Below are 23,557 nucleotides of genomic sequence, written 5' to 3'. Positions count from 1 at the left end.
CGCAGCACGCTGATCAGTTCAAATAGACGACTCGTTCTGGACATATACCGAAACTTCCTCGACAAAAGCCGTCCGCGAAATCATGGCGGCGCAAAAGTGCAAGTGAGGCCACTGCTTGAGAACATGCAGCGCGGTCTCGGCGGCGCAATAGGCGACTACGACCGAATCCCGGCGACCTCGGCGATCAGTTCGAAGGAGCGCAGCCGCGTGGCATGGTCGTAGACATCGGACACGACAATGAGCTCGTCGGCGCCGGTTTCCTTGACGAGCGCGTCGATCCCTGCACGAACCGTATCGGGAGATCCGACGATGGAGCGTGCGAGCATGCGCATCGCCTGCGCCTTTTCCATGGGCGACCAGTAGGTTTCGATGTCGTCGATCGGCGGCCGGCTCAAGCCGCGCGCGCCGCGAAAGATGTTCGTAAACGACATCTGCTGAGTCGTGGCGAGGCGGCGTGCCTCGGTGTCGCTGCCGGCGGCAATGATGTTGACGCCGACCATGGCATAGGGCCGGTCAAGCTGTTCGGAGGGTTTGAAGCGGCTGCGATAGATCTTAAGCGCCGGAATGAGTTCGTCCGGCGCGAAATGCGACGCGAAGGCATATGGGAGGCCGAGTTCGGCGGCCAGCATTGCGCCGAAATGGCTTGATCCGAGAATCCAGAGCGGTACTTCCGTTCCCGCCGCCGGCACGGCCTGGATGCGCTGGCTGGGACCGACGGGTGCCAGGAAAGCCTGCACTTCCAGAACGTCCTGCGGAAAGTTCTCGGCCGCTTCCGGCGTGCGGCGCAAGGCGCGCAGCGTGAGCTGGTCGGTGCCCGGTGCGCGTCCGAGACCCAGATCGACGCGGCCCGGAAACAGCCGTGCCAGCGTGCCGAACTGCTCAGCGATGACGTAGGGCGCGTGGTTGGGCAGCATGATGCCGCCGGCACCGATCCGAATTTTGGTTGTCCCGCCTCCGATATGGGCAAGCACGACCGACGTCGCGGCGCTGGCAATACCCGGCATGTTGTGATGCTCCGCGACCCAGATGCGGCGATAGCCCCAGGCCTCGGCATGAACGGCGAGATCGCGGGCATTGTCGAGCGCGCCGCGCGCATCCGTGTCCTCGGTAACGCGGACGAGGTCGAGGATCGACAGAGGTGTCATGGCGTACTCCCGGAAGAAGCCCTGCATGGGCGAAGCGATTGAGGAAGTCAGCCGCGCACCCCTAAGGAAAGCGGAGACGTTCTCCACCTCCCTCGATGCTATATGGAGACCATCTGCGTCGGGTCAATGCGATCGGCGGCTTTGACACCACGGCGTAGCGCGTAGATGGGGTAACGGGCGGTCCGGCACCCTACCGAGGCGCGGCTTGAATGGAGTGTGCTCGCGGCGATTGGATCTCTGAAGATTTGACGCGCGCCGACGCGCTTTTCCAGCTTTACCCATTTTGGCCCGCGAAGTCTCGTTATTCAAAAAGTGACCGATCGTACGTACTCCCTTGACTGCCTACAAATATATACGTACGATCGTATATATTGTTGGCAAAAGGAGAGCCCAGTGTCTGAAGTTCGTCTTCACGCTGAGAACGCATATGTAGCGCCAAACGCAGAGCAGCTCGCACGCGCAAAGGATATTGTGGGTCGCTTCGCCCAGCGCTGGGACAAGCCTGACGCCGACTCGCTCCGCGACCTTATGCATCCCGACACCCAAAACCTCATTCCGCCGATGGCGCACCCGGGCGATCGCGAAGCAGTCGTTGAGCACTTCAGGGGTGTTCTAAAGATGCTTCCTGATCTTCGCATTCAGGTCGTTCGTTGGGCTCCGACGGGCGACGCCGTTATGATCGAATGGAAGGCAACAGCAACCGTAGCCGGTCAGCCGCTTTCGTGGACAGGTGTGGACCGCTTCAATGTCCGGGGAGACCGCATGTACGAAGCCAGGGTGTACTGGGACACGCGCGGTCTCGCTGAGCGCATGGCGATAGCTGCTGCTCAGAAGGCGGGGCCTGCCGCGTCGGCATAGGCATTCCGGCACTTTCGTTATCTCGATGTTAAATCGCATACCGACTTGCCGCGTCAGCGGACAAGCGCATCCTCCGAGGAGCGTGCCTAGATGAAGGCTTCCACTCAGTATCGATTGGGAGGCGTGCTTAAAGGAACATCTGAGAAACGTGCAATACCTTGGCTGAAATAGCATTCAGGACGACGAAGCGCCTACGCTATCGAATGCCGGCTATCGAATGCCTAGGCTCTCCTTGAAGGTTTTCGCTGCACGCGATCCAGTAACATATCGATAGCCCGCCCGGCTCGCCGACGATCGGCCGCATTTACATGCGCAGCCTCTTGGAAGGCGAGTATTTCGAAGGTGAGCTGCCTCAGATCAACGTGTGGCTCAAGACCACCTTCCTTCTGCGCCTCTTGAGCAGCAGAAAAGAGCGTTTTCCGCCAGGCCTCTCGATATCCAGCAACGAGTTGCTGGATGGCACCGGGGCGTGCCCGATACTCTGCGGATACGGCGGTTACGAGGCATCCTCCTGGGAACTGATCTTCTTCGAGTAGCTCGAACCAGGCATCGCACAGCCCTCGTAGTCGCCCCAGCGCGCCCGAACGAGTGCGTAAACGCCCCCGCAAAGCATCGGCAAACGCCTCCGCGCCATAACGCAAGGTTTGCAACTGAAGCTCTTCACGATCCTTGAACAGCGCAGCCAACGTGCTCTTGGGTACGGCAGCGGCAAGCGCCACGCGACCAAAAGTTAGGCCTTCGAGCCCTTCGACCCCCGCTATATGCATGGCCTGTTCAAGAATTGCCGCTCGGGTCCGATCTCCCCTAGCTCGCCGACCATCCGGCTTCGGATTTTTGATAGCTGCTTCCGTCATAGGTTCAACTAACTATACGTTCGGTCGTACGATTTCAAGTTGACCTAGAACAACAAGCGTTCGGCCAGATGGTCGATAAGCAGGCGGGTTCTTGCCGGCAAAAACCGTGACATCGGCCGGACAATCTGTATCGGGACGGGGGCCTCCTCGAAGGACGCCAGAATAATCTGAACCCTGCCACTCTCCACAAGCCGCTGGACCTGCCAGAGCGGCACCCATCCAATTCCCATCCCCTCCGCGACCGCCGCGTGACTTGTGGCAGCGTTTTGAACGCCTAACCGCCCTTGTACCCTGACCTTATGCGCCTTGCCATTGACCCGAAAGCGCCACACGCCAGCGTTGGTGTCCGTACTGCGGAAGACGCATTGGTGTCTCACAAGATCATTCGGGTGATCAGGTCGTCCGTGCCTCGCGAAATAGCTCGGCGCGCCGATCACGACCCGTCTGGCCATTCCCAAACGTTTTGCCTTCAAGTCCGACGCGGGTATCTCGCCGATACGGACCGCAAGATCAAGACCCGCGCCGACGATATCGACGAAGCGATCCTCCAGCTCCAGCTCGATGTCGATCTTTTGATACTGCTCCATGAAACGTGCGAGAGCGGGGACGAGATGGTCGGGCCCAAGTTGAACGGGAGCACCGATCCTGATCGTTCCGGATGGCTCTACCGCGTTCGCCCGGGCGTCGTCCTTCGCCGAACGTATTTCCGATAGTGCCGGCTTCGTACGCCGATAAAACTCCAGGCCAGCGTCCGTTGGATGGGCGAGGTGGGTAGTACGCGTGATGAGCTCAACTCCGATATCCAGCTCCAACGAGGCAAGTGACCGGCTGATCGATTGCAGCGACCGATGCAGATGCCGCGCCGCGGCCGACAGGTTGCCGCGCTCAACGATCGCAAGAAAGGCCTCGATGTCTCGAATACGCTCCATTACGGTCTCTCGAATCTCGATAGATCCTATGCCGGTCTCCGCACCTATACTCCGCACAGCGGAAGACCGATAGTGCGCCTATCGAAGCTATCGAGAAGCGGAGCAATGACTGGACTCGGGAAATCCATACTCGTCGTCGGTGCGAGCGGGCGCAGCGGTGGTTTGGTCGCACAGGAACTCGCCAAGCGGGACTTCACGGTTAAGGCGCTCGTTCGGGATCACGCGGGTGAACATAGGGCGCGGGCGAATGGGGCGACAGAGGTCGCCATCGGCGACCTGCGCAACTCGGCCACGCTCGATAAGGCGCTGGATGGTGTTTACGGCGTCTATCATGTCGGGCCCCCCTTCGTCGCCGATGAGGCAGAGCTCGGCGTCGCTATGGTGGAGGCCGCAAGGCGGGCGAAAGTCGGCAAATTTGTCTTCTCGAGCGTCATCCATCCCGCCAATGGCCTCGCAAACCACACCAGCAAATTGCCGGTCGAGGCCGCCATCCTGAAGTCTGGGCTCGACTTTACGATCCTCTATCCCGCAACCCTGTTCCAGAATTTCGCCGCCGGCTGGAAAACCATCGCCCAAACGGGCGTGTTCGCCGAGCCCTATGGCAAAGAGGTGCGCCTCGCTCGCGTCGATTATCGTGATGTCGCAGAAGTCGTTGCCATCGCGTTCCTGGACAGACGTCTCTCCCATGGCTCATTTGAGCTCGCCGCCGATGGCATGCCCGATAGGGGCGAGATCGCGCGGCTGATGTCAGAGGTGTTGGGCAAGCTGATCTCTGTCGCAGTCCCGAGCTTTCAAAGCTGGGCTGCGCAGGCGCAACTTCCCTTCGACGAGCGTCAGTTGAGAGAGCTCGAACGGGTCTACGAGTCCTATTCGCTCTACGGCTCGCCCGGCAACAGCCTGACGCTGCGGGCCATACTCGGCCGAGAGCCGAGGGCCCTGAAAGAATATTTCCAACAATTGGCTGTGGCCAACGCCTGAAAACCCCAACACGTAGGCGACAGCGTCCGGCCCGATCGGGCCGGCTGCGCTTTGCCGCGGAGCGGTCCATGTCGACAACAACCGAACATTTCAGATCCGGCGATAACGTTGCCGCTTCCGTGCCGGCTATCGTCACTCCAGCAGCTAATCCGCCGGGCGCCCGCATTGGGAGAGCCCGCGTCCTGTTCTTTGCGACCACAATCGCCATCGTGGTCCTCAGTCTCTATGCGTCGCAGCCGCTGATCGGTTTGATCAGCCTTTCTTTCCACCTCCCTCCTTCCACGGCGGCCCTCGTTCCGACCGTCACGCTTCTTGGTTATGCAGTTGGCCTGATGTTCCTCGTCCCTCCCATTGACCTTCTTCCGAATCGACGCCTCGTGATCACTACAATGGCATTCATGACGATCGCCCTTACGGGCGTGGCGCTGGCGCCGACGCCAACACTCCTCTTCGTCGCCTCGGCGCTGGTCGGCTTCACATCCACCGTCGTGCAAATGCTTGTGTCTATCGTCGCCGGCCTTGCATCGGACCACGATCGTGGGCGCATCGTGGGGACGGTGCAAAGTGGCATCATCGTGGGCGTGCTTGTCTCCCGTCCTTTGGCCAGCACCGTCTCGCAGTTTTTTGACTGGCGTATCCACTATGGCGCCATCGCAGTCCTAATCGCATTTATCACCTTCATCCTGTCGAGCGTAATCAAGGAAAAGCGGCCAACAACGGAAACAAGCTACGGCGCACTCATCGGTTCGATGTGCAGACTCTTCATTCAGGAGTCTTCGTTGCGCAGACATGCCGCCTACCAGTTTCTGTTGATGGGCGGGTTCAGCGTCTTTTGGACAGCCGCGGCGCTTCGTCTTTCTGCTGCACTCTTCAACCTTGGGCAGCTCGGGATAGCGCTGTTTGCATTTGCAGGGATCTCCGGCGCGCTGATAGCACCTTTCGCCGGCCGAATCGGCGATCGCGGATGGACTAACCGCGTAACATTGCTGGCGCACGCTTCGGCCATTCTCGGTTTTGTGCTGATCGGACTTGCGGCCGACGGTGGCTGGTCGATCTGGGCAACCGCAAGTCACACACAAGCATCGCTCGCGGTATTGCTGCTAGGTGCAGTGCTTCTGGATCTCGGCGTTGTCACCGACCAGGTACTCGGACGCATCGCCATCAATACAGTGCGGCCCGAAGCGCGCGGGCGTATCAACGCGCTCTATACCGGCGTCTTCTTTGTTGGTGGATCGGCGGGCGCAGCCCTTGCCGGGACGGCGTGGATGCGGGGTGGGTGGGCGGACGTCAGCGCTCTTGGATTGGCCTTTTCCATTGCGGCATTCCTGCTCAGCACTTTCAGATCAATCCAACGTCAATAGCTCAAGCGGCTCATGCGCCCGTCTGACGGCGCAAAGCGAACAATCGACGAGACGCGAGATATAGGAAGCCTGTGATGAACGGCAGCATCATCATGATCGCGGCATCAAGCAGTGTCGGGCGTGGCGGAATCCAGATCGCCGCATCGCGGTTGTCGAAACGGATCACGCGGTCGCCGCGCGCGGCCAGTTCTTCGCAGAACGGGCTCGTCCATCGGATCATCTGCGTGCCTAACCCGGCGATCAGCAGGATCGCTTCGTTGGTTTCCCCGCCGAAGCTGTCATAGGCCAGCTCAATGCCATTGGCTTGCACGGTGTTCATGGGTGTGGCTCGTCCGGATCAAGCTGGAGGCTGGAGTTCAACCAGGGGAAGAAGGCGCGAGTCCTCGACCGCCGCCGTACGGTGTCCAATGCCCGCGAGATAAGGCTCATGGCCGGCGAAGGCGATGAAGGACGCGGCGCTGCTTTGACGAACCAGCATCGCCATGTCCCACTTCTCACTTTCTGGACCGATCAGGAACGGGCCACCAGTGCCAAGAAACAGCAGATCGCCGCCACTCTCGCGCAGATGGGGCAGCGTATGCGTGATGTAGCGCTCAAACGCTTCCGCGCCGCTGATTGGCATGGAGGGTGCCAGTTCAGGGTTGGCCGAATAGTCGGCAACGTTGCGGAAGCGCAGGAGATTGAGCATCACGATCGGGCCGCGGAGATCGCGCCTCATGAAGGCGCGGCCAGCCTGCTGCGTCGGTTCTAAGTAGTTGGTCACTCGTTTCTCCCGTTTTGCTGGACGTGCCGAAGGCAAGCTGGTGGGCATGGGACGGATATCTTGCGCATCATTATTACCCGGACAAAATTTGCGCCGTCAATACTATCCGGGTATAAATCTGCACATGAGTTGTCACTGCGACTTTGCCGGGGGCGATTTGCGTGAAATACGAGGAAAGAAAGGCTGCTGTTCGGGCCTACAAGGAAAGAAAGCCGGCGGTCGGGATCTATGTCGTTCGCTGCGCAGCGACGGGGCAGTGTTGGGTCGGCCGCGCGCTGAACCTGGCGACCATCCAGACCCGATTGTGGTTCATGCTGCGGCAGGGCAGCAGTCCGCATCGCTCTTTACAGGCGGCCTGGCACGAGCACGGTGCCGAGGCCTTTTCGTTCGCCGCCGTCGAAACGTTCGAGGAGGACGAAAGCCTTTCGTATGCACGAGATCGTGCCCTGAAGGAGCGCCTCGCATACTGGGAAAAAGAGCTGGACGCGGAAGCTGTTTAGGCGGCGAGCCTGTTCGGCTCGGCCAAACGTGCCGACATTCGCGTCGACGCTGCGGAGGCAATTTGAGAGCCTCGCGCGTGCGTGCAACCGTCCAAACTGACATACCAGCTCGCGATAACACACGGTTTAACTCGGGCGCCATGTCACATTTCGGCAGTCCGCCCTGTCATGCTCTTCGTCAGAGAAACTCCAGAGGAGAGACGACGATGAAAAGGCATGATGTCGCAAAGATCGAGGCGGGTGCTGACGCCATTACGCTCATCAACATCTATGAGGTGGACCCAGAGAGACAGGCCGAACTGGCACGGCTGCTTTCCGAAGTCACGGAGGCCGCAATCCGCAACCGGCCGGGATTCATCTCGGTCAGTGTCCACAGCAGCTTCGACGGCAAGCATGTCGTTAACTACGCCCAATGGGCCTCAAAGGCGGACTTCGAGAATTTCATGAAGGCGCCTGGAACGCAGGACCAGTTGAAACGCTTCGCTGCGCTGGCCAAGTCGGTTTCACCGGCACTCTACAAAGTCGATGCAGTTCACACTGTAGGATGAGGGGGCGCTGCCAACGTGATGATTGACGAGCAATCCGAACCACTCTTCTCAGATCTTTGTCCACGCCTCGTTCGGCTCGCCTACCGCATGTTGGGATCGGTCGCGGATGCGGAAGACGTGGTTCAGGATGCCTGGCTTCGCTGGCTCGCCGCCGACAAGGAAACGGTGCGCGAGCCGACGGCCTTTTTGCGCACCATCGTCACGCGGCTCTGCCTCAACCAACTCAAGTCGGCGCGGCGTCGCCGCGAGACCTACATCGGCCCATGGCTGCCGGAGCCGATCTTCGATCCGGACGATGCAGATGCTGCCGATGACGTGACGTTGCCACTGATGGTGGCACTAGAACGCCTCTCGCCGCTCGAACGAGCGGCATTCCTTTTACACGATGTGTTCGGCATGACCTTCGACATGGTCGCTGAGGCGATTGGGCGCGAGCCTGCGACCTGCCGTAAGCTCGCCAGCCGGGCTCGCACGCATATTCACGAGGCGCGCCCCCGTTTTGCGCTCGGGAAGGAAGAGGGACTTCGGTTCGCCGAAGCGTTCTTCACGGCGTCGAGAACCGGAGACATGACGGCGCTAAGGGCGATGTTGGCGAAAGATGTCGTTGCTTATGCCGATGGCGGGGGCAAGGTTCCAGCGACACCCGAACCTCTAGTGGGGATCGAAGCCGTGATCGCCCGCCACGCCGAAATGGCTGCGACCTTTATCGAGCATCCTTCGCGACTGGTTCGCTATGTGCTCATCGATGGCTTGCCCGGTTTCGTCACGATCGAGAGTGGCAATGTGGTGCAGACGACAGCGCTACATATCGGCGACGGTAAAATTATCGGCATCTATGTCACGCGCAACCCAGACAAGCTGCAACGTGTGATGACTGATCCGATCCATTGACGAGGGCGCGTGAATCTTGCTGGTTAACCGCCCCGTGACCCTCCATTGGACCGCAGATCTCGATGTCCCCGTATTCGACACGACGACGCTCCATGCCGAGTCTGGGATGACTTTCGCAGCCTCTTAACCGAATTCCACCTCCGCTTTCTGTGAACAAGTGCCATTTCGATGCAGATACGTAGCCTGGTTCATGCCCGCATAAGCATTCGAACTCCGCGGAGTCTCATCAAAGGCTAATGACAACCTTCCCGAAATGCTTTCCGGCCTCAAGATACCTGAAGGCATCGCCGACCTCCGCAAGGTCGAATTGGGCGTCGATCACCGGCTTGATCTCGTTTTCGGCGATGCATGCGAGCATATCCTCGAAGTCGTCCGTATTGCCCACGGACACGCCCCGAATCGCGACGCGCCTCAGATTCAGAGTGATCAGGTTGATCTTCGCTTCCACGCCATCCAGGAAGCCGACAATCGATATGCTTCCTTGGGGTCGCAGTGCCTTCAGGCTTTCCTCCACGTTGGAGCCTCCGACTGTTTCGACGACAAGGTCGACACCCTGATGGCCAGTCAATCGCGCCACTTCTTCGCTGATACTAGAGCTGGTCCGATAATTGATCACAGCATCAGCGCCAAGCCCTGTCGCACGTGCGAGCTTGGCATCATCACTCGACGTGATGATGGCTTTTGCACCCGATGCTTTGGCAAACTGAAGCGCGAAGATCGAAACGCCGCCCGTACCGTGGAGAAGAACTGTGTCGCCAGCCTTAAGTCCGCCATAAGCGAGCGCATTCCAGGCCGTCAGCCCGGCAATCGGCAAGGTTGATGCTTCGGCGAAACTGAGGGCATCGGGGATCCTCATCACTTCTTGTGCGCGGAAGACTGGTGCGGTTGAATAGCTGCACGCCAAGTCGCTCCTCGAGCCTGGCAATGCTCTTGCTGACTGCCGAACGCGATAAGCCGAGCCGCTCCGATGCGATTGCAAAGCTCCCGGCATCTGCCGCGGAGACGAAGGTGCGAATGCCGTTGAGTAGCCCATCTGAGATCATGCCTGGATATTGGTGACAAAAACTACTCTGTCAATCGAGCAAACTCCGCTTACGATGATCGTAATGCACCAATATAGACAAATAGCTGTCCGGTTGGCGAAGGCTTGCATCAGCACTTCGAGATCGATCCGCAAAATCGGTGCGCCCATTCCCGAAACGCCTGTAGCGCTGGCCGTCGTTCCCTTCATCAGCATTGAGATCACTCCTGCCGGGACGAATCCTTCTGCCCATTTTTTCGGTCCGGGCGGTTAGCACGGGTCAGAGATTCGCAATCGGCAGGACAAGGGCTTGTCCACGTGTTCCGCAGTGCCCGCGCAGAACGGCAGCGCCTCTTGCACACAAGCAGCGTTCAGTCTGATGTCCTCCATTCCCTTAATACCTGTACAACATAGACCTGTTGCGCAGGTGTCGATGGGCCAAAAGCCGACATGTCAATTCTATTCGACTAGCTCATGGGCAAGGTGCCCGCGTTTCACTGATCACGTCCTTGAATCTTCGCCGATTGCGGATGTCGATCGGCAAATGCTCCTACAACCAGGATGGCGTGATCGAATTCCCGTGCGACCCGCATGGACGACGGCGACCGCCGTGCACTCGATGCACACTTGCCCGCGGCTAGAAGCACCAACCGAAGATCAAGCCTGCCATCGTCTTGCTTGCGTGGCTCACGCTGCGAAAAAAGCTGGATGATCACGCTCAGAACCGCGACACTTACGGCCGCCTGCAACAGACCCGCGACAGCGGCCGGCATTCAACGCGCAAATCGACTGCGGTGCTCGCATTGCTCGAGCGGGCGGACAGCATGCCCGCTTGGCCGATAAAGCAAAGCTTTACGAAAACTCGGCAGGATAGTTCCTAAGTCGCTGCGGCGACGATCCCCGATTTCAGTGCAGGTTCGCGAAACGATCCTAATTCGTCATGCCGAGACATTGCAGATGCAGCTCCTGCCGGGCGCCCAACTCGAGCGTTCGAGGGCAATTCGAGGCATCGGCCGGTGAACGGCATTTCGCTCTGCTTGCGTTTGGTGCAATTGCCGTTGGTATGGTCAATGAACAATGAGTGGGTAGGGAGCCTTCAACAGTTTGTTGACGGTATCTCATCAAGCGTAGCGGTCATTGCGCCCGCGACGGATCGGGGATTTCCGATCACGGCGTGGAATCCAAACTTCATCGAGATGGTCGGGCGGCCGCGGCTCGGCCGGGTCGGGCCGCCATACGTCGAGACCTTGTTTCCGACCTACGCCCGGCGCGAACTGGTTTCGAAAATCGAACAGTGCTTCGCCACGCTCGAGCCCATGGAGCTGGAGCAGGCGTACGATTTCTCGGACCAGACGCATTGGTGGCGGCTGTCGTTGAAGCCATTCAGGGTCGATGCCATCGCGCAAGGCCAACATCAGGTGCTTCTGAGCGGGATCGACATCACCACGAAGATGCGCCTCTTGAAGGATCTCGAAGTCAGCACCTCCCGCTTCCGCCTCGTCGTCGATGCCGCATATGATGCAATCATATCGATCGATCACGAGCAGCGCATCGTGCTGTTCAATCGTTCCGCCGAAATCCTGTTCGGTTACAGCCGGGAGGAAATACTGGGACAGTCGATCGAGATCCTGATCCCTGAAGCGAACCGCGCACGTCACAGGACCCACGTCAATCGCTTCGCCACCTCGCCCATCCAATCGCGGCAGATGGAGGAGCGAAATCGGGTCTATGGGCGACGCCGCGACGGAAGCACCGTACCGCTGCAGATCGCGATATCGAAGATCAACAACGGGGGACTGGTCGAGTTCACGGCGATCGTGCGGGACATATCCGAGCAGGTGCGCCTGACGGAGCTGCTCGAGGAGCAGGCGACCACCGACGAACTGACCGGGCTTCCGAACCGTCGCCAGCTCGGCGCCTTCGTCGAGGAGCTGGATTGCTTGAGGCGATCCTATGCCGCGCTGCTGGTGGACATCGATCACTTCAAGTCGATCAACGACCGCTTCGGTCATGATGTCGGGGACGAGGTGTTGAGGAGCCTGGCGAGATTGCTCCGTTCGGCGGTCCCGCCCGATCAGCTCCTGGCAAGAATAGGCGGCGAAGAGTTCGTGTTCGTGCTCGAAGGCGCGTCCTCCACTGAGGCGCGAGACTTCGCCGAGGAGGTGAGGGCGATGGTCCAGGCGCTACCCGTCCCCGCAATCGGCGGCAAGCCGCTGACGGTGAGCATCGGCGTGGCGACCACGGGCGAGCAGGGGACGGATTTGGCCGGCGTCCTGAAGCGAGCGGACGATGCGCTCTATCGCGCCAAGGAGAACGGCCGCAATCGCGTCGAGATGGCGGCGTGAGGGTTAAGGGCCGGCGGGCTCCTTGGGAGGCCTTGGATTGCGTCGCTCGCGCTCGCGATGCCGAGTCGTTCGCCTTTCAAGTCGAGGCTGAAAAGCTTCTCAAGGGAAGAAGGCAGCTCATGCAACGTTTGTCGGTGATAGGCTAACCGAGCAAAAGCGGTTTAGGCAACGCCGCCATAGCTCAACGAGCGAAGGTGGCAAGCGACTTAGAGAATCGCTTCCCCGCGGTACCGAACTATCGGGGGCTGCATCCCTGCATTTTCCACACATTTTCACAGGATGGGGTAATGCCAAATGCGCAGCATGAAATTTATGCCCTATAAAACAAGGACTTGTTCTGCTTTTTTAAAATAGGAAATCTTACCGTTGTGTGCTCCTGCGTAGATCTCGTCTCTTGTTTCCTCGAGAAAATTGCACCTATTTAGCTCCTGTTATTCAGGGGGAGGAGCTATGAACACCACCGAAGCCTTGCTGAAGGGCGCCCTCGCAATCGTTGCCCGTTCGGCCTTTCCGCTCGACGTTCTGCTGAAGATTGTTGCGCCTACTGCCGGAAGCGAAAAGCAGCTCGGTGCCTGCAATCTCTGCGACGGCGAAACCCCACAGGCGGAAATCTGCAAAACGTCCAAGCTTGGCAAAGGCAATTTCAGCCGCGCCTTGGCGCGTTGAGTTGGGCCCGGTGTAGTCATCCGTGTCCGTAGCGAACGCCTGCCTGTCCACGTGTACCCGCCGGCGCCTACCAATGGCAGGGCCGCAGCCGGTATGAGGAAATTATGAGCGAAGATCTGTCCGCAAAACTCGACATCTTGATCAGGCTTCAGGCCGCCGCTCTGACCGCCTCGATGAATGCAACAAAGGACAAAATCGAATTCCTGTCCAAGGCGGGCCTTCGCCCTAGTGGCTCAGCACAGTGATTTTGACGGGTTGGGTGCGGCGGTCAAATTAGCTCCGGCAGGTCTTTCGGATCAACGAGGACCTCGATGCTGCGAGGGGTCCTTGGCTGCCGTCTGATGAGGCCGGCGCGTTCGAGCGTCAGCACCATCTGGTGGACCGAAGGCGGGCTGACGCGGAAATATTCTTGCATGTCGGTTTCGGCCGGGGGCCTGCGATGCAGCCGGGTATAGAGGTGGATAAAAGCCAGATACTGCCCCTGCGTGGGCGTGAAGGGTTTTGTCGAAGGACTCACGCCGGCCATCCGATTCAGTTGTTCGTGCGTGCCTCGAACGAGGAGGCACGCCATGAATGTACGCTATCGGGTCGAACTCAGCCAAATCGAGCGCACCGAACTGAGGGCGCTACTCAGCGGCGGCAAGCATGCGTCCCGCAAGCTCAAGCGAGCGCAGATTTTGCTGGCTGCAGATGCCGGGGCCGGCGACGAAGAGATCGCCAGGAGCGTTGGCGTGAGCGGCTCGACCGTGTATCGGACCAAGCGACGCTTCGTGGAAGGCAATCTGGAGCGGGCGCTGAGCGAAGAGCCGCGTCCCGGAGCGGAGCGCAAACTCACTGGCAAGGAAGAAGCCTTGCTGGTGGCGACCGCCTGTGCCAGCCCCCCAAAGGGCCGTGCCCGCTGGACGCTCAAGCTGCTGGCAGGCGCGATGGTCAAACTCACCGAACACAAGAGCCTGTCGCAGGAGACGGTTCGGCGGCGCTTGGCCGAAAATGACCTCAAACCCTGGCGCAAAGACATGTGGTGCATTCCGCAGGTCGATGGCGAATACGTCGCCAGGATGGAGGACGTGCTTGATCTCTATGCCGAAGCGCCCGATCCCAAGCGGCCGGTCGTGTGCTTCGACGAAAGCCCGGTGCAACTCATCGGCGAGGTCCGTCAGTCCATCCCGGCCAGGCCGGGTCAGCTCGAACGTTACGATTACGAGTATCGTCGCAATGGTACGATCAATCTCTTCGTTCTCCTCGACGTGCATCGTCCCTGGCGCAAGGTCAAAGTCACTGAGCGGCGAGCGGCAGAAGATTACGCCCAATGCATCCGCGACCTCGTCGACATCCATTATCCCGATGCCGAGACCATCCGCGTTGTGCAGGATAACTTATCGACCCACTCCGCCGGCGCCCTGTATCAAACGTTCCCGCCCACCGAAGCCAGACGGATCTTGCGGCGGATCGAGTTCCACTACACCCCAAAGCACGCAAGCTGGCTCAACATGGTTGAGATCGAGATCGGCGTCCTGCGCGGTCAGTGCCTCGCTCGCAGGATCGACGACCCAAAGCGACTGCGTCGCGAAATCACCGCTTGGGAACGGCAAAGAAATGCTGCCCGCTCCCGCATCAAATGGATGTTCACGACGGAAAAGGCCCGCGCAAAAATGGGGCGAGCCTACCCAGACACTTCCAAAGAGTCATAATCTCTGTGCAGAGGTACTAGCCTGATCGCCGACATCCTCGGAACGACCTCGAACCATGTCAGGGTCGCCTTGTCCAAGGGGCGCAAACCCACGAAGTCCGACAAATCCAAAGCAAGCAGGTGATCATCAGATGCCCGGCGATACCGAAAACGAACTCCTCGAAGAGATGCGCGCCGTGAAGTCGCTCCTCATCCTTCAGGCAATGGCACTCGGGTGTCAGCAGAAACACGTCGCGGCCGCCCTGGGCGTCAGCGATGCGACGCTCTCGCGCATGTTCCCAAAAGGCTTCGGCAAGGAAATCGCGAAGATCGCCGAACGTCGGTTCAGCTCCGAAACGGAGGCATGAAATGACCGACGAACAGGCGGATCAGATCCTCAATGAGTTAGAGATGCTGCGCAAGCTAAAAATGCTTGAGATGTTCGAGAAAGGGTACTCGCAGGGCCAGCTCGCGCAGGTTCTGGGTGTTAGCCAGCCGACCGTCAGCCGGATGATGCCGAAGATCGCGCTCAAGAAAGGCTAGCCCGATGAAGGAGAGAACGTCGGTCGTCGACTGGTCCGGCAACTACGAAGAAACGTGCCTGCAGTTGGCCAAGCATCTCGGCAACAGCAAAATTCGACGTAGACTTTTCGACGCCATCTACGGACGGGTATCAACGCCGCGGTCCCGCAAACAGATGCGCGTTGCCGCCGGGCTGCGTCCGGGCGACGAACAGCAGGCTCAGAACGAGCTTGATCATCTGGCACGATATGGGTTGATCCGCCGGCAGGATAACGACGGGACCGTTAACGATGGTAGCCGCTACCTGTATAGCAAAGACCCGAACGTCCGTGCTCACCGCAAAATCATCCTGAATATGCCGACAATCCAAAACTGGCCGCGAGAGTACCGACTAAACGCAGGCCTGCAGTTAAAGTCACGAGCGCTAAACAAGTCACGGTCCGCGCCCTGCGAAAACGGGACCACCTTAATGTTCTGTATCTCACCGCAAACCCAGACAAGCGGCACGCGCTGCGCGTGGACGTCGAGGTCCGGCAGGTGATGAACGCAGTACGCGGTTCGAAACTGCGCGACAACATCACCATCCATCAATCGCCTGCGGCGGATCTGGACTCGCTCATCGAGGGGCTGAACGACCACAGGCCGCGCATCGTGCACTTCTCAGGGCACGGCTATAGGGGCGGTGTCGCCGTGGACCACCCCCAAGTCAAGCGTCCGAAAAGTGGACGCGTGATGACCTTCAATATTCTCTCGAAGGCACTTGCCGCGACAGACACTCCGCCTAACGTCATCGTGCTCAACGCTTGCGAAAGCGCCAGAGCACGCAGCGCTCTGCTGCCCCCGGCTCAGGCCATTGTTGTGATGCAAGATTCCATCAGCGATATCGCGGCCACGAGTTTTGCGGTCAAATTTTATGCGGCCATCGCGGCGGGTCAGTCGCTGCAGGCCGCTTTCAACCAAGGCGCGGTCGCCGTTGCAGAAGCGTCCATCAACGAGGCCGCGACGCCACAACTCATCGTCGCTAAAGACATCAATCCAAAAAAAATGATTCTGACTTGAGAGAAGTAACCTCACTCACTAGCACCGAGCGTAGCCCGGATGAGCGAAGCGAGATTCGGCGATTGGTCGGGCTTTGGTCCCGCGTGTCGCTGCGCTCACGCGGCTACTCACCGTGTATGCCGACTACTTCTTTCCTCGAAAGTGATTTGCCCGACGAGCGCGCTCCGCAAATTTCCGTCAATCCCCCGCGTCAAAAATATTTCTGTTTTTCCGAACTGAATTCCGGTGTATGTTCTCCCGCGTTCCGCCTCAAGCAGAGGGGCGTGTCGCCATCGTCACGAAACGTGAGACGGAATGCGATGGACGCGGCAACATCGCGCGCGCTTTTCGATTGCAGGGCTGTTTTTCGTGAGCGATCGATGCGCGCAAGGCGAGCGATGCGCTGCGGACGGCGAAGTCGTGTGGTCCCGGCGCCCCAAGGCTGGCGCTAAGGTTTGCGGATGTCGCGCGGAGTCCGACCGGGCTGTGAAGCGCTGACGTCGCAAGGCGACGGTGACAACAAAGTCTGGCTCACCGGGGAGAGCGCGGAGTAAGCCGTAAAACCATTGCGCAGGGAAGGCCGGTGTGATTCCGCCTTGCCTGTGGTTACTCCCGTGTGCGCTTCTCGCGCAATTCTTGCACACGGGGCCGCGGGTGCGGCGGGCACCCGGCCTTCCCTGCGCCCTCTGCTCTTGGAGGGTCAAGGTTCGCGACACAACTCGGGCGCCGGCGCGCCGCGAGAATGCGGACGCATATCGCATGGCTTTTTTGAAAATTGAATCCGAAGTTTTTTTGCTACCGCCAGCGCGAGGCGCGCGGGCGATGCGACAATCCAGAGCGAGATGAATTTTTGGTTGAACCGGTACCGGCCGTGGTGGCGGACTGCGTGGCTTACGCGCCTTCCGCCGCGCACTCGGGGCAGGCATCGCCGATGCCCTCCAAGACCTCCATCATCGCGGCGACTGCTTCCTCCGCCGAGACGCCCGCCGGCGGCCGCTCGCGCGCCATGAGAAGCGCGCGGGCGCGGGCCTCTGGATCGGCGCGATCCTGTAGCCAGCCGTGCGCCTCGCATTCGCAGATGGCGCCGGCCTCGAGCAGCACCGAGATTACCCAGCCCTGCAGCGTCCGGATCGCCTGCCGCCGCCCTTTCATCACCAGCATCAAGATCGCTCCCGCGCCCGGACGAATCCGCCGTCCCCTTCGCTTGTTCCGGCTGCTAGCACGGGGCAGGGATTCGCAAGTGGCGGAGCCCCTCGCTGTCCACCGTTCCGCCACGCTATGCACAAGGGACTTCAAGGGCTGGGCGCGGAGGTCTAGACTGCGACCCGCACGGAGTCGGCCTGCAGGGGGATCGCATGGGCTTGCTCACACGGCGTGACGCGCTGCTCGGGACAGCCGGGCTTGCGGCAGCAGGCATGCTTCCGCGTCGATCCAGCCTTGCCGCGCCGCCGCCCGAGGCGGCAGAGCGCGCCGACATCGATCGCATCCTGCAGGCGAAGGTCGCCGCCGGAGAGATACCTGGCATCGTTGCCATGGCCGCGAACGAGCGCTCGGTGCTTTATCAGGGCGCGTTCGGCTTCCGTAACATGGCCGATGGCGCGCGCATGTCGACTGACACGGTGTTCCGCATCGCCTCCATGGTGAAGCTCCTGACCTCAGTCGCGGCGCTGCAGCTCGTCGAGCAAGGCAAGCTTCGGCTCGATGAGCCGGCCGCCGCCGTCGACCCCTCGCTCGCCGCCGAGCAGGTGCTCGCCGGGTTCGACGCGAAAGGCGTCCCGCGGCTGCGCCTCGCGCAAAAGCCGATCACGCTGCGCCAGCTCCTGTCGCACACCTCTGGCTTCAGCTATGTGCTGTGGGATCCGAACGTGGTGCGCTATCTGAAGGCCGCGCGCCATCATCCGCATCTGCCGCGCAAGCCGCTGATGTTCGAGCCCGGCACGCGATGGGCCTATGGCAACAGCATCGACCATGTCGGCCGCATGGTGGAAATCGCCAGCGGCCAAAGCCTCGATCGCTATTTCCGCGACCACATCACGGGCCCGCTTGGCATGGACGACACGGCGTTCTCGCTGAGCGAGAAGCAGCGCGCGCGTGAGGCCAGCCTGCATGTGCGCGAGGCGGATGGCGCGCTGGTGCCGCAGCCCCTGGAAAGGCAGGCGATGCCGACGACGTTTTCAGGGGGCGGAGGCATCTATTCCACGGCGCCGGATTATCTGACGCTCACGCAAGCGCTGCTTGCCGGCGGAAGCCTCGGCGGTGCACGCATCCTGCGCCCCGAAACCGTGGCCCTGATGTCGGTCAACCAGATCGGCAATCTGCAGGCGGGCGTGCTCAAGACCACCAATCCGGCGCTGTCCAACGACGTCGATTTCTTCCCCGGCACGCGTCTGCGCTGGGGCCTCGGGCACATGATCAATCTCGATCCCGTGCGCGAGGGCCGCCGGGCGGGCAGTCTCACCTGGGCCGGCCTGTTCAATACCTATTACTGGATCGACCCGACGATGCGGATCGCGGGCGTGATCATGATGCAGATCCTGCCCTTCGCCGATACGCATGCGCTCGTGGCCTATCGACACTTCGAGCGCGGCATTTATCGCGACTTCGGGCAGGCCTGACGGACGGTGAATGGGACGCCGCGCCCGCGCGACCAGATTCCTACTTCCGCCGCGTGCGCCGCGCCGCCTTGCGTGTGCGTGTCCGTCTCGTCCGCGTCTGCGCAGCCTTCCTGGCCGCCGCCGAACGGCCCTTCGCGCCCTTGGTGCGGGCGGCCTTGCGAGCGGCTTCCGAGCGGCCGCGTGCGCCCTTGGTCCGCGCAGCCTTTCGCGCTGCGGCCGAGCGTGAGGCGGCGCTGCGGCGGCCGGCTGCGCGCTTGGCCTGCTTCGACAGCGCGCTGCGCGATGCGGAGCTCCGCGGCTCGCGCTTCAGCACGCCCTTCACTGCGCGCGACACGCGTGGCTGGCGTTTGGTCTTGCGCCGTCCCTGGCCGGCCTCATAGGCGTATTTGGCGCTGCGGCGGGTGCTGGCCTTCGCCTTGCCCTTGCGTGGCGGCGGCAGGTCGACGCCGGCGCGGCGCGCTTCGGAGAGGCCGATGGCGATCGCCTGCTGCGGCGACCTCGCGCCATGCTCGCCTTCGCGAATCTTGTCCATCTCCTCGCGCACGAACTCGCCGGCCTGCGTCGTCGCCGATTTGCCCTGGCGCTTGTCCTGCTGGGCCTTCCTGATGGTCTGCTTTCGTGGCATCGCGCTGCTCCTTTCGATCTCAGCGAGACGATTGTCCTTAAGGAACGCATTGACTCGCCAAATGATCCCGGCAGCGGCAAGCTCGGGCTCGTTCAGTCGCCGAAATGAAAGGCGTCCTTGATGCCGTCCACCACGAACTGCGTCGCGAAGGCGGCAAGCAAAATCCCGAGCAGCCGGGCAAGCACGATGTTGCCCGTGCGCCCCAAGATCCGGGCAAGCTGGCCGGCCAGCAGAAAGGAGATGGCCGAGGCGATCGCAACAACAAGGATGATGAGCACCAAGGCGAGCAGCCATAGCGGATCGCCGCCGGTGCGGCTTGCGAGCAGGAGCGTCGCGGTGATCGCCCCAGGGCCTGCGATCAGCGGAATGGCGAGCGGGAAGGCCGCGAGATCGGCAACCTTCTCGCGCGCCGCGGTCTCGGCATCACGGCTCTCCTGCCGCATGCGTTCGCCAAAGATCATCCGCGTGGCGACGCTGAACAGCAATATGCCGCCGGAAATCTGGAATGCCGACAGCCCGATCCGAAGCTGGGCCAGGAACCAGTTTCCGAGCAGCGCCGTCACGATCAGGATGACGCCGGCAATGAACGAGGCGCGGACCGCCAGCACGCGCTTCTGCGCGAAATCGAGACCTTGGGTGATGGCGATGAAGGCGGGCGCAAGTCCGATCGGATCGATGACCAGGGCCAGTGTCACGACGGAGGACGTCACATAATTGAGCATGGATCGGCACCCCCAGTGACATCAGGGCAAAGTCGCCTAGCGCTTCGCTTCGTTGGATTTGGTTTCGAGCCGGTCCAGCAATTCGCGCTGGGCCTCGTTGATCTTGGCGCGCGCGGTCGGCAGGTCGAACCATTCGGCGCGGTCGACTTCCGGAAATGTCTGCCGCCTGCCGCTGCGCGGTGGCCATTCGATGTCGAACGTGTTGCTGCGGATGGCATCGACATCCACATCGCAATCCGCGGCAAAGGCCGTGACGACTTTGCCGCCGCGCTGGCGGATCTCGCCCAAGGAGACCAGCGGCACGGAAAGCTCGATGCCGAGTTCCTCGCAGAACTCCCGGCGCGCCACCTGTTCGGGCTGCTCGTGCGCGCCGAATTCGCCTTTGGGGATCGACCACGCACCAAGATCCTTGTTGCGCCAGAACGGTCCGCCCGGATGCACCAGCAGCACTTCCAGCCGGCGGCCCTTGGTCCTGAAGGCGAGCACCCCTGCGCTTTTCGCCGGCACGACCGCCGCTCACCGGGACCGTTCGGCCTTCGCAGCGGCGGCGATGTCGCGCTCCCAACCGAACACGGAGCGGCCGTCGAGCTCAGCCGATGCGGCGCGTTCAGTTGCGATGAAGGTCTCGAGGGAGGGGCCCCTTGCATGGCGCTCGAGCCGGCGCGCCTGATCGTCAAGGCGCTTGATGGCAGTAAGTTCCTCCTCGCGGCCGAGCCTCGCGCCCTGTACCGCGGATTTCAGCACGCGGATGGTCTCGTCATAGACCTTGATCGGCACGGGGTAGGGATGCCGGTCCTTGCCGCCATGAGCGAGCGAGAAGCGCGCCGGATCCTGGAAGCGGTAGGGCGCGCCGTGCACGACTTCCGCCACCATCGCAAGCGAGCGCACGGTGCGCGCGCCGACTCCGGGCGTCAGCAACAGCTCGGCGAAATCCTGCGGCCCTTGCTGCTCCGCGGCGGTCAGGGTCGCATGCAGGCGCCGCGCGAACACGTCCTTCGGTCGCACATCGTGATGTGCCGGCATGATCAGATGCGGCAGCAGTGCTTGCTTCGGGGTAGTGTCGGTCAGCGCCTCGAACTCGGAGACGATGCGGTCGGGGCCGAGTTCGCTGAGCAGCTCGAGCTGCGCGCCGCGCGACATTTTCGCACGGTGATCGGTGAGATTGACGATCTCGCCTTGGCGCGGACCATCGATCGCGCTGTGCGGCTCGTCGACAAAATCCTGCAGCGCTTGCGAATGCCAGTGGTAGCGGCGCGCCTGCCGCTTGTCGCCGTTCATGCCCTGCTGCACCACGGTCCATTTGCCGTCATCGGTGACGAAGAAGCCGTGCAGGTAGAGGTCAAAGCCGTCCTGAACCGCCGCGCTGTCGACCTTCGCTACCAGGCGGCTGGCGCGGGTCAGCCTGGCGCCGTCGAAGCCGACGCGCTCGCCGAGCTGACGCAGTTCGTCCGGCGTTTTGCGCGAGTGCTGGCCGCGCCCGCCGCAGACATGGATGCCGAGCTCGCTTTCGAGCGGCTTCAGCCCGCGCTTCAGCGCCCCGATCACGCTGGTGGTGATGCCCGAGGAGTGCCAGTCCATGCCCATGACGGCGCCGAACGACTGGAACCAGAAGGGATGTGCAAGCCGCTGCAGGAACTCGTCCCGCCCGTAGTGATGCACGATCGCCTGGGTGACGATGGCACCGAGCTGCGCCATGCGGCTGGCCAGCCAGGGCGGAACGCGCCCGGTGTGGAGCGGAAGGTCGGCGCTGCCGGTGCGTCTGGCCATGGGTTTGCCGAGCTGCGTTGGACGATTCTGTTCGAGTGCCATTCATCGCCCTTCGCGGTGGGCGGGGCAACTGTTTTGCGGCGCTCACAGCTCGCCGCGCCGTGCCATCTCCTTGATCCGATCGCCGGTGCGGCAGGCGATCGCCTGAATTGTCAGCGAGGGATTGACTCCGCCGACCGTCGGGAACACCGAGCCGTCGCAGATCCACAGATTGCGGATGTCCCAGCTTCGGCAGTCGGCGTCGACGACGCTGGTCCTGGGATTGTCGCCCATGCGCGCGGTGCCGTTGAGATGGGCGGTGTCATCCTCCTGGTCCCAGATCTCGCGCGCGCCGACGGCCTCAAGCGCCTGGCGCATGAAGGCGAGCGCATGGCGATTGAGCTTTTTGTCGTTGTCGCACCAGGAGTAGGTGACGCGTGGAACCGGCAGGCCAAAACGGTCCTTCTCGTCCGTCAGCGTCACGCGGTTGCGCTCCTGCGGCATATATTCGCCGACGATCTTGAGCCCGACCGTGTGGTTGTAGCGCTGCATCTCGTCGACCAGCGCCTGGCCCCACAGCCCGCGCGCGGTGGCGAGCGTGTTGCTCCAGAGCACGGGCAGCGGACCCTGGCTCATATAGGCGTAGCCGCCGAAAAAATCCTTGCCGCGGTCTTCATAATTCCAGTGCTCGGTGAGGGCGAGCGACGGCGGCGCCTTGTAGGAGCGGACCTCTTCATCGACCACGCCCCACACCGCCTGGTTCGCCTGCACCATGAGGTTCTTGCCGACCAGCCCGGAGGAATTGGCAAGCCCATCCGGAAAGCGCGGTGTGGCCGACATCAGGAGCAGGCGCGGTGTTTCGATCGCGTAGCCCGCCACGACCACGTTCCTTGCCCTCTGAAAACGCCACTCCCCCTCGCGATAATAGTGCACGCCGCTGACGCGATCGCCGTTGACCTCGATGCGGCCGACCATGGCGAGATCGCGGATTTCGGCGCCCGCCTGGATGGCCCTGGGTATCCAGACCAAGAGCGCGCTCTGCTTGGCGTTGGTGGAACAGCCGATCACGCAGAAGCCGCGATAGACGCAAGGCGGCGAGGCGCCGCGCGGCGCGGAGAGCGTGGCGATCGGCGTCGGCGTCCATTGAATGCCGAGTGCTTCGGCGCCGCGCGCCAACAAAAGTGCCGGCGCGTTGAGTTCATGGGCGCGATAGGGATAGCGCGGCCGCTCCGGTCCCCAGGGATAGCTCACGGGACCTGCGATCTTCAGCGCCTGTTCGACCTGCTCGTAATAGTCCCACATCTCGCGCCAATCGACCGGCCAGTCCGCGCCGTAGCCGAGCAGCGAGCGCGACTTGAACCATTCGGGCCGAAACCGCAGCGAGACCATCGCGAAATGCACGGTCGAGCCGCCGACGGATTGGCCGGAATTGTTCGAGCCGAGCTGCAGCGGATTTTCGCCGTCGACGATGCGCTCGTCGGTCCAGTAAAGCTTGGTCTGTGCTTCCTCGTCGGAGGCGAAATCTTCCAGCGGCCGCCAGAACGGTCCGGCATCGAAGCCGACCACCGAAAAGCCGGCCTCCGCGAGTTTGCAGGCAAGCGTGCCGCCGCCCGCGCCGGTGCCGACAATGGCAAAATCCACCGCGTCACTATCGGCATATTGCCGCATCGGCATCCAGGCACTGATGCGAAACACATCGGGCGCGTGGCCGTTGCGCGCCCGCGGCGTGGTCATCGGGTCATCAGGAGCCAGGGCGTTGAC

28 protein-coding genes and 2 pseudogenes are annotated in these 23,557 nt (G+C 61.6%); 15 read left to right on the top strand and 15 right to left on the bottom strand.

The features are described 5' to 3' along the window. Nucleotides 1-155: 155 nt before the first annotated feature. Nucleotides 156-1,145 carry an LLM class flavin-dependent oxidoreductase gene (locus P6U23_RS34320; RefSeq protein WP_407176743.1) on the bottom strand — a complete coding sequence of 330 codons (990 nt, stop codon included), beginning with the start codon at nucleotides 1,143-1,145 and terminating at the stop codon, nucleotides 156-158. 393 nt (nucleotides 1,146-1,538) lie between these two features. Here P6U23_RS34320 and P6U23_RS34315 point away from each other — a divergent pair, with 393 nt between their 5' ends. Beyond that, nucleotides 1,539-2,003 (top strand): nuclear transport factor 2 family protein, encoded by a 465-nt coding sequence (locus P6U23_RS34315; RefSeq protein ID WP_407176742.1) that lies wholly within the window; start codon nucleotides 1,539-1,541, stop codon nucleotides 2,001-2,003. A gap of 221 nt (nucleotides 2,004-2,224) precedes the next feature. Here the strand turns inward: P6U23_RS34315 and P6U23_RS34310 are convergent, their stop codons facing one another. After that, nucleotides 2,225-2,770, bottom strand: a complete 546-nt coding sequence (locus P6U23_RS34310) for a TetR/AcrR family transcriptional regulator (protein ID WP_407176741.1) — start codon at nucleotides 2,768-2,770, stop codon at nucleotides 2,225-2,227. Nucleotides 2,771-2,901: 131 nt separating this feature from the next. Beyond that, entirely contained in the window at nucleotides 2,902-3,786 is an 885-nt protein-coding gene (locus P6U23_RS34305; RefSeq protein WP_407176740.1) for a LysR family transcriptional regulator, read from the bottom strand. A gap of 105 nt (nucleotides 3,787-3,891) precedes the next feature. Between P6U23_RS34305 and P6U23_RS34300 the strand changes: the two genes are divergently transcribed. Beyond that, entirely contained in the window at nucleotides 3,892-4,764 is an 873-nt protein-coding gene (locus P6U23_RS34300; protein ID WP_407176739.1) for an NmrA family NAD(P)-binding protein, read from the top strand. 68 nt (nucleotides 4,765-4,832) lie between these two features. Further along, entirely contained in the window at nucleotides 4,833-6,125 is a 1,293-nt protein-coding gene (locus P6U23_RS34295) for an MFS transporter (protein WP_407176738.1), read from the top strand. A gap of 142 nt (nucleotides 6,126-6,267) precedes the next feature. Here the strand turns inward: P6U23_RS34295 and P6U23_RS34290 are convergent. After that, a pseudogene (locus P6U23_RS34290) lies at nucleotides 6,268-6,444 on the bottom strand (alpha/beta fold hydrolase); the annotation flags it as partial. Between the two features lie 18 nt (nucleotides 6,445-6,462). Beyond that, entirely contained in the window at nucleotides 6,463-6,936 is a 474-nt protein-coding gene (locus tag P6U23_RS34285) for a DUF1330 domain-containing protein (protein ID WP_407176737.1), read from the bottom strand. Between the two features lie 113 nt (nucleotides 6,937-7,049). Between P6U23_RS34285 and P6U23_RS34280 the strand changes: the two genes are divergently transcribed. From P6U23_RS34280 to P6U23_RS34270, 3 genes are all read left to right on the top strand, one after another. Then, on the top strand, nucleotides 7,050-7,388 hold the full coding sequence (locus P6U23_RS34280; RefSeq protein ID WP_407176736.1) for a GIY-YIG nuclease family protein: 339 nt from the start codon (nucleotides 7,050-7,052) through the stop codon (nucleotides 7,386-7,388). Between the two features lie 206 nt (nucleotides 7,389-7,594). Continuing rightward, a complete protein-coding gene (locus P6U23_RS34275; RefSeq protein ID WP_407176735.1) occupies nucleotides 7,595-7,936 on the top strand; it encodes an antibiotic biosynthesis monooxygenase family protein in 342 nt (113 codons plus the stop codon). 18 nt (nucleotides 7,937-7,954) lie between these two features. After that, nucleotides 7,955-8,827, top strand: a complete 873-nt coding sequence (locus P6U23_RS34270) for a sigma-70 family RNA polymerase sigma factor (protein WP_407181684.1) — start codon at nucleotides 7,955-7,957, stop codon at nucleotides 8,825-8,827. 226 nt (nucleotides 8,828-9,053) lie between these two features. Here P6U23_RS34270 and P6U23_RS34265 read toward each other — a convergent pair whose 3' ends face one another. From P6U23_RS34265 to P6U23_RS34255, 3 genes and pseudogenes are all read right to left on the bottom strand, one after another. After that, entirely contained in the window at nucleotides 9,054-9,731 is a 678-nt protein-coding gene (locus P6U23_RS34265) for an NAD(P)-dependent alcohol dehydrogenase (RefSeq protein WP_407176734.1), read from the bottom strand. A 31-nt stretch (nucleotides 9,732-9,762) separates the two neighbouring features. Next, nucleotides 9,763-9,870 (bottom strand): annotated as a pseudogene (locus P6U23_RS34260) (LysR family transcriptional regulator); the annotation flags it as partial. Further along, a complete protein-coding gene (locus P6U23_RS34255) occupies nucleotides 9,867-10,064 on the bottom strand; it encodes a hypothetical protein (protein WP_407176733.1) in 198 nt (65 codons plus the stop codon). The gene P6U23_RS34255 and the pseudogene P6U23_RS34260, both read right to left, overlap by 4 nt. Nucleotides 10,065-10,918: 854 nt before the next feature. Between P6U23_RS34255 and P6U23_RS34250 the strand changes: the two genes are divergently transcribed. The 3 genes from P6U23_RS34250 to P6U23_RS34240 all read left to right on the top strand — a co-directional run bounded on the left by P6U23_RS34250 (nucleotide 10,919) and on the right by P6U23_RS34240 (nucleotide 13,104). Then, nucleotides 10,919-12,193: a diguanylate cyclase gene (locus P6U23_RS34250; RefSeq protein ID WP_407176732.1), complete on the top strand. Its 1,275-nt coding sequence runs from the start codon at nucleotides 10,919-10,921 to the stop codon at nucleotides 12,191-12,193. A 450-nt stretch (nucleotides 12,194-12,643) separates the two neighbouring features. Then, entirely contained in the window at nucleotides 12,644-12,859 is a 216-nt protein-coding gene (locus P6U23_RS34245; protein ID WP_407176731.1) for a hypothetical protein, read from the top strand. A gap of 104 nt (nucleotides 12,860-12,963) precedes the next feature. Beyond that, nucleotides 12,964-13,104, top strand: a complete 141-nt coding sequence (locus tag P6U23_RS34240) for a hypothetical protein (RefSeq protein ID WP_407176730.1) — start codon at nucleotides 12,964-12,966, stop codon at nucleotides 13,102-13,104. 23 nt (nucleotides 13,105-13,127) lie between these two features. On the opposite strand, the gene P6U23_RS34235 is transcribed toward P6U23_RS34240, so the two are convergent. Next, nucleotides 13,128-13,385, bottom strand: coding sequence for a LexA family protein (locus P6U23_RS34235; RefSeq protein WP_407176729.1), 258 nt, complete (start codon nucleotides 13,383-13,385; stop codon nucleotides 13,128-13,130). A 43-nt stretch (nucleotides 13,386-13,428) separates the two neighbouring features. Between P6U23_RS34235 and P6U23_RS34230 the strand changes: the two genes are divergently transcribed. The 5 genes from P6U23_RS34230 to P6U23_RS34210 all read left to right on the top strand — a co-directional run bounded on the left by P6U23_RS34230 (nucleotide 13,429) and on the right by P6U23_RS34210 (nucleotide 16,109). After that, a complete protein-coding gene (locus P6U23_RS34230) occupies nucleotides 13,429-14,550 on the top strand; it encodes an IS630 family transposase (RefSeq protein ID WP_407181403.1) in 1,122 nt (373 codons plus the stop codon). Between the two features lie 130 nt (nucleotides 14,551-14,680). After that, entirely contained in the window at nucleotides 14,681-14,896 is a 216-nt protein-coding gene (locus P6U23_RS34225; RefSeq protein WP_407176728.1) for a hypothetical protein, read from the top strand. Between the two features lies 1 nt (nucleotide 14,897). Next, entirely contained in the window at nucleotides 14,898-15,071 is a 174-nt protein-coding gene (locus P6U23_RS34220; RefSeq protein ID WP_407176727.1) for a helix-turn-helix domain-containing protein, read from the top strand. A 4-nt stretch (nucleotides 15,072-15,075) separates the two neighbouring features. Beyond that, on the top strand, nucleotides 15,076-15,591 hold the full coding sequence (locus tag P6U23_RS34215) for a hypothetical protein (RefSeq protein WP_407176726.1): 516 nt from the start codon (nucleotides 15,076-15,078) through the stop codon (nucleotides 15,589-15,591). Beyond that, nucleotides 15,567-16,109 carry a CHAT domain-containing protein gene (locus P6U23_RS34210; RefSeq protein WP_407176725.1) on the top strand — a complete coding sequence of 181 codons (543 nt, stop codon included), beginning with the start codon at nucleotides 15,567-15,569 and terminating at the stop codon, nucleotides 16,107-16,109. Before P6U23_RS34215 ends, P6U23_RS34210 begins: the two co-directional genes overlap by 25 nt. Nucleotides 16,110-16,979: 870 nt before the next feature. On the opposite strand, the gene P6U23_RS34205 is transcribed toward P6U23_RS34210, so the two are convergent. After that, on the bottom strand, nucleotides 16,980-17,249 hold the full coding sequence (locus P6U23_RS34205; RefSeq protein ID WP_407176724.1) for a hypothetical protein: 270 nt from the start codon (nucleotides 17,247-17,249) through the stop codon (nucleotides 16,980-16,982). A 254-nt stretch (nucleotides 17,250-17,503) separates the two neighbouring features. On the opposite strand from P6U23_RS34205, the gene P6U23_RS34200 reads away from it, so the two are divergent. Continuing rightward, on the top strand, nucleotides 17,504-18,703 hold the full coding sequence (locus P6U23_RS34200) for a serine hydrolase domain-containing protein (protein ID WP_407181683.1): 1,200 nt from the start codon (nucleotides 17,504-17,506) through the stop codon (nucleotides 18,701-18,703). Between the two features lie 40 nt (nucleotides 18,704-18,743). On the opposite strand, the gene P6U23_RS34195 is transcribed toward P6U23_RS34200, so the two are convergent. From P6U23_RS34195 to P6U23_RS34175, 5 genes are all read right to left on the bottom strand, one after another. Continuing rightward, nucleotides 18,744-19,328: a DUF6496 domain-containing protein gene (locus tag P6U23_RS34195; RefSeq protein ID WP_407176723.1), complete on the bottom strand. Its 585-nt coding sequence runs from the start codon at nucleotides 19,326-19,328 to the stop codon at nucleotides 18,744-18,746. A gap of 92 nt (nucleotides 19,329-19,420) precedes the next feature. After that, nucleotides 19,421-20,050, bottom strand: coding sequence for a MarC family protein (locus tag P6U23_RS34190; protein ID WP_407176722.1), 630 nt, complete (start codon nucleotides 20,048-20,050; stop codon nucleotides 19,421-19,423). Nucleotides 20,051-20,086: 36 nt separating this feature from the next. After that, nucleotides 20,087-20,557 (bottom strand): NUDIX domain-containing protein, encoded by a 471-nt coding sequence (locus tag P6U23_RS34185; protein ID WP_407176721.1) that lies wholly within the window; start codon nucleotides 20,555-20,557, stop codon nucleotides 20,087-20,089. A 9-nt stretch (nucleotides 20,558-20,566) separates the two neighbouring features. Further along, nucleotides 20,567-21,817, bottom strand: a complete 1,251-nt coding sequence (locus P6U23_RS34180) for a DUF763 domain-containing protein (RefSeq protein ID WP_407176720.1) — start codon at nucleotides 21,815-21,817, stop codon at nucleotides 20,567-20,569. An 84-nt stretch (nucleotides 21,818-21,901) separates the two neighbouring features. Further along, a complete protein-coding gene (locus tag P6U23_RS34175; RefSeq protein ID WP_407181681.1) occupies nucleotides 21,902-23,530 on the bottom strand; it encodes a GMC family oxidoreductase in 1,629 nt (542 codons plus the stop codon). Between the last annotated feature and the right edge of the window lie 27 nt (nucleotides 23,531-23,557).

Source organism: Bradyrhizobium sp. STM 3562, assembly GCF_045571435.1.
GTDB lineage: Bacteria > Pseudomonadota > Alphaproteobacteria > Rhizobiales > Xanthobacteraceae > Bradyrhizobium.
The sequence above is the reverse complement of the archived record's forward strand: the minus strand, read 5'-3'. Positions and strand labels throughout refer to the sequence as shown.

Excerpts from the sequence above, each read along its gene's own strand:
- P6U23_RS34180 (WP_407176720.1), bottom strand. The coding sequence starts at position 21,817 with ATGGCCAGACGCACCGGCAGCGCCGACCTTCCGCTCCACACCGGGCGC.
- P6U23_RS34300 (WP_407176739.1), top strand. The coding sequence starts at position 3,892 with ATGACTGGACTCGGGAAATCCATACTCGTCGTCGGTGCGAGCGGGCGC.
- P6U23_RS34245 (WP_407176731.1), top strand. The coding sequence starts at position 12,644 with ATGAACACCACCGAAGCCTTGCTGAAGGGCGCCCTCGCAATCGTTGCC.
- P6U23_RS34320 (WP_407176743.1), bottom strand. The coding sequence starts at position 1,145 with ATGACACCTCTGTCGATCCTCGACCTCGTCCGCGTTACCGAGGACACG.
- P6U23_RS34310 (WP_407176741.1), bottom strand. The coding sequence starts at position 2,770 with ATGCATATAGCGGGGGTCGAAGGGCTCGAAGGCCTAACTTTTGGTCGC.
- P6U23_RS34295 (WP_407176738.1), top strand. The coding sequence starts at position 4,833 with ATGTCGACAACAACCGAACATTTCAGATCCGGCGATAACGTTGCCGCT.
- P6U23_RS34235 (WP_407176729.1), bottom strand. The coding sequence starts at position 13,385 with ATGGCCGGCGTGAGTCCTTCGACAAAACCCTTCACGCCCACGCAGGGG.
- P6U23_RS34255 (WP_407176733.1), bottom strand. The coding sequence starts at position 10,064 with ATGCTGATGAAGGGAACGACGGCCAGCGCTACAGGCGTTTCGGGAATG.
- P6U23_RS34230 (WP_407181403.1), top strand. The coding sequence starts at position 13,429 with ATGAATGTACGCTATCGGGTCGAACTCAGCCAAATCGAGCGCACCGAA.
- P6U23_RS34220 (WP_407176727.1), top strand. The coding sequence starts at position 14,898 with ATGACCGACGAACAGGCGGATCAGATCCTCAATGAGTTAGAGATGCTG.
- P6U23_RS34205 (WP_407176724.1), bottom strand. The coding sequence starts at position 17,249 with ATGCTGGTGATGAAAGGGCGGCGGCAGGCGATCCGGACGCTGCAGGGC.
- P6U23_RS34195 (WP_407176723.1), bottom strand. The coding sequence starts at position 19,328 with ATGCCACGAAAGCAGACCATCAGGAAGGCCCAGCAGGACAAGCGCCAG.
- P6U23_RS34175 (WP_407181681.1), bottom strand. The coding sequence starts at position 23,530 with ATGACCACGCCGCGGGCGCGCAACGGCCACGCGCCCGATGTGTTTCGC.
- P6U23_RS34240 (WP_407176730.1), top strand. The coding sequence starts at position 12,964 with ATGAGCGAAGATCTGTCCGCAAAACTCGACATCTTGATCAGGCTTCAG.
- P6U23_RS34215 (WP_407176726.1), top strand. The coding sequence starts at position 15,076 with ATGAAGGAGAGAACGTCGGTCGTCGACTGGTCCGGCAACTACGAAGAA.
- P6U23_RS34190 (WP_407176722.1), bottom strand. The coding sequence starts at position 20,050 with ATGCTCAATTATGTGACGTCCTCCGTCGTGACACTGGCCCTGGTCATC.
- P6U23_RS34270 (WP_407181684.1), top strand. The coding sequence starts at position 7,955 with ATGATTGACGAGCAATCCGAACCACTCTTCTCAGATCTTTGTCCACGC.
- P6U23_RS34285 (WP_407176737.1), bottom strand. The coding sequence starts at position 6,936 with ATGCCCACCAGCTTGCCTTCGGCACGTCCAGCAAAACGGGAGAAACGA.
- P6U23_RS34225 (WP_407176728.1), top strand. The coding sequence starts at position 14,681 with ATGCCCGGCGATACCGAAAACGAACTCCTCGAAGAGATGCGCGCCGTG.
- P6U23_RS34250 (WP_407176732.1), top strand. The coding sequence starts at position 10,919 with ATGAACAATGAGTGGGTAGGGAGCCTTCAACAGTTTGTTGACGGTATC.
- P6U23_RS34200 (WP_407181683.1), top strand. The coding sequence starts at position 17,504 with ATGCTTCCGCGTCGATCCAGCCTTGCCGCGCCGCCGCCCGAGGCGGCA.
- P6U23_RS34305 (WP_407176740.1), bottom strand. The coding sequence starts at position 3,786 with ATGGAGCGTATTCGAGACATCGAGGCCTTTCTTGCGATCGTTGAGCGC.
- P6U23_RS34275 (WP_407176735.1), top strand. The coding sequence starts at position 7,595 with ATGAAAAGGCATGATGTCGCAAAGATCGAGGCGGGTGCTGACGCCATT.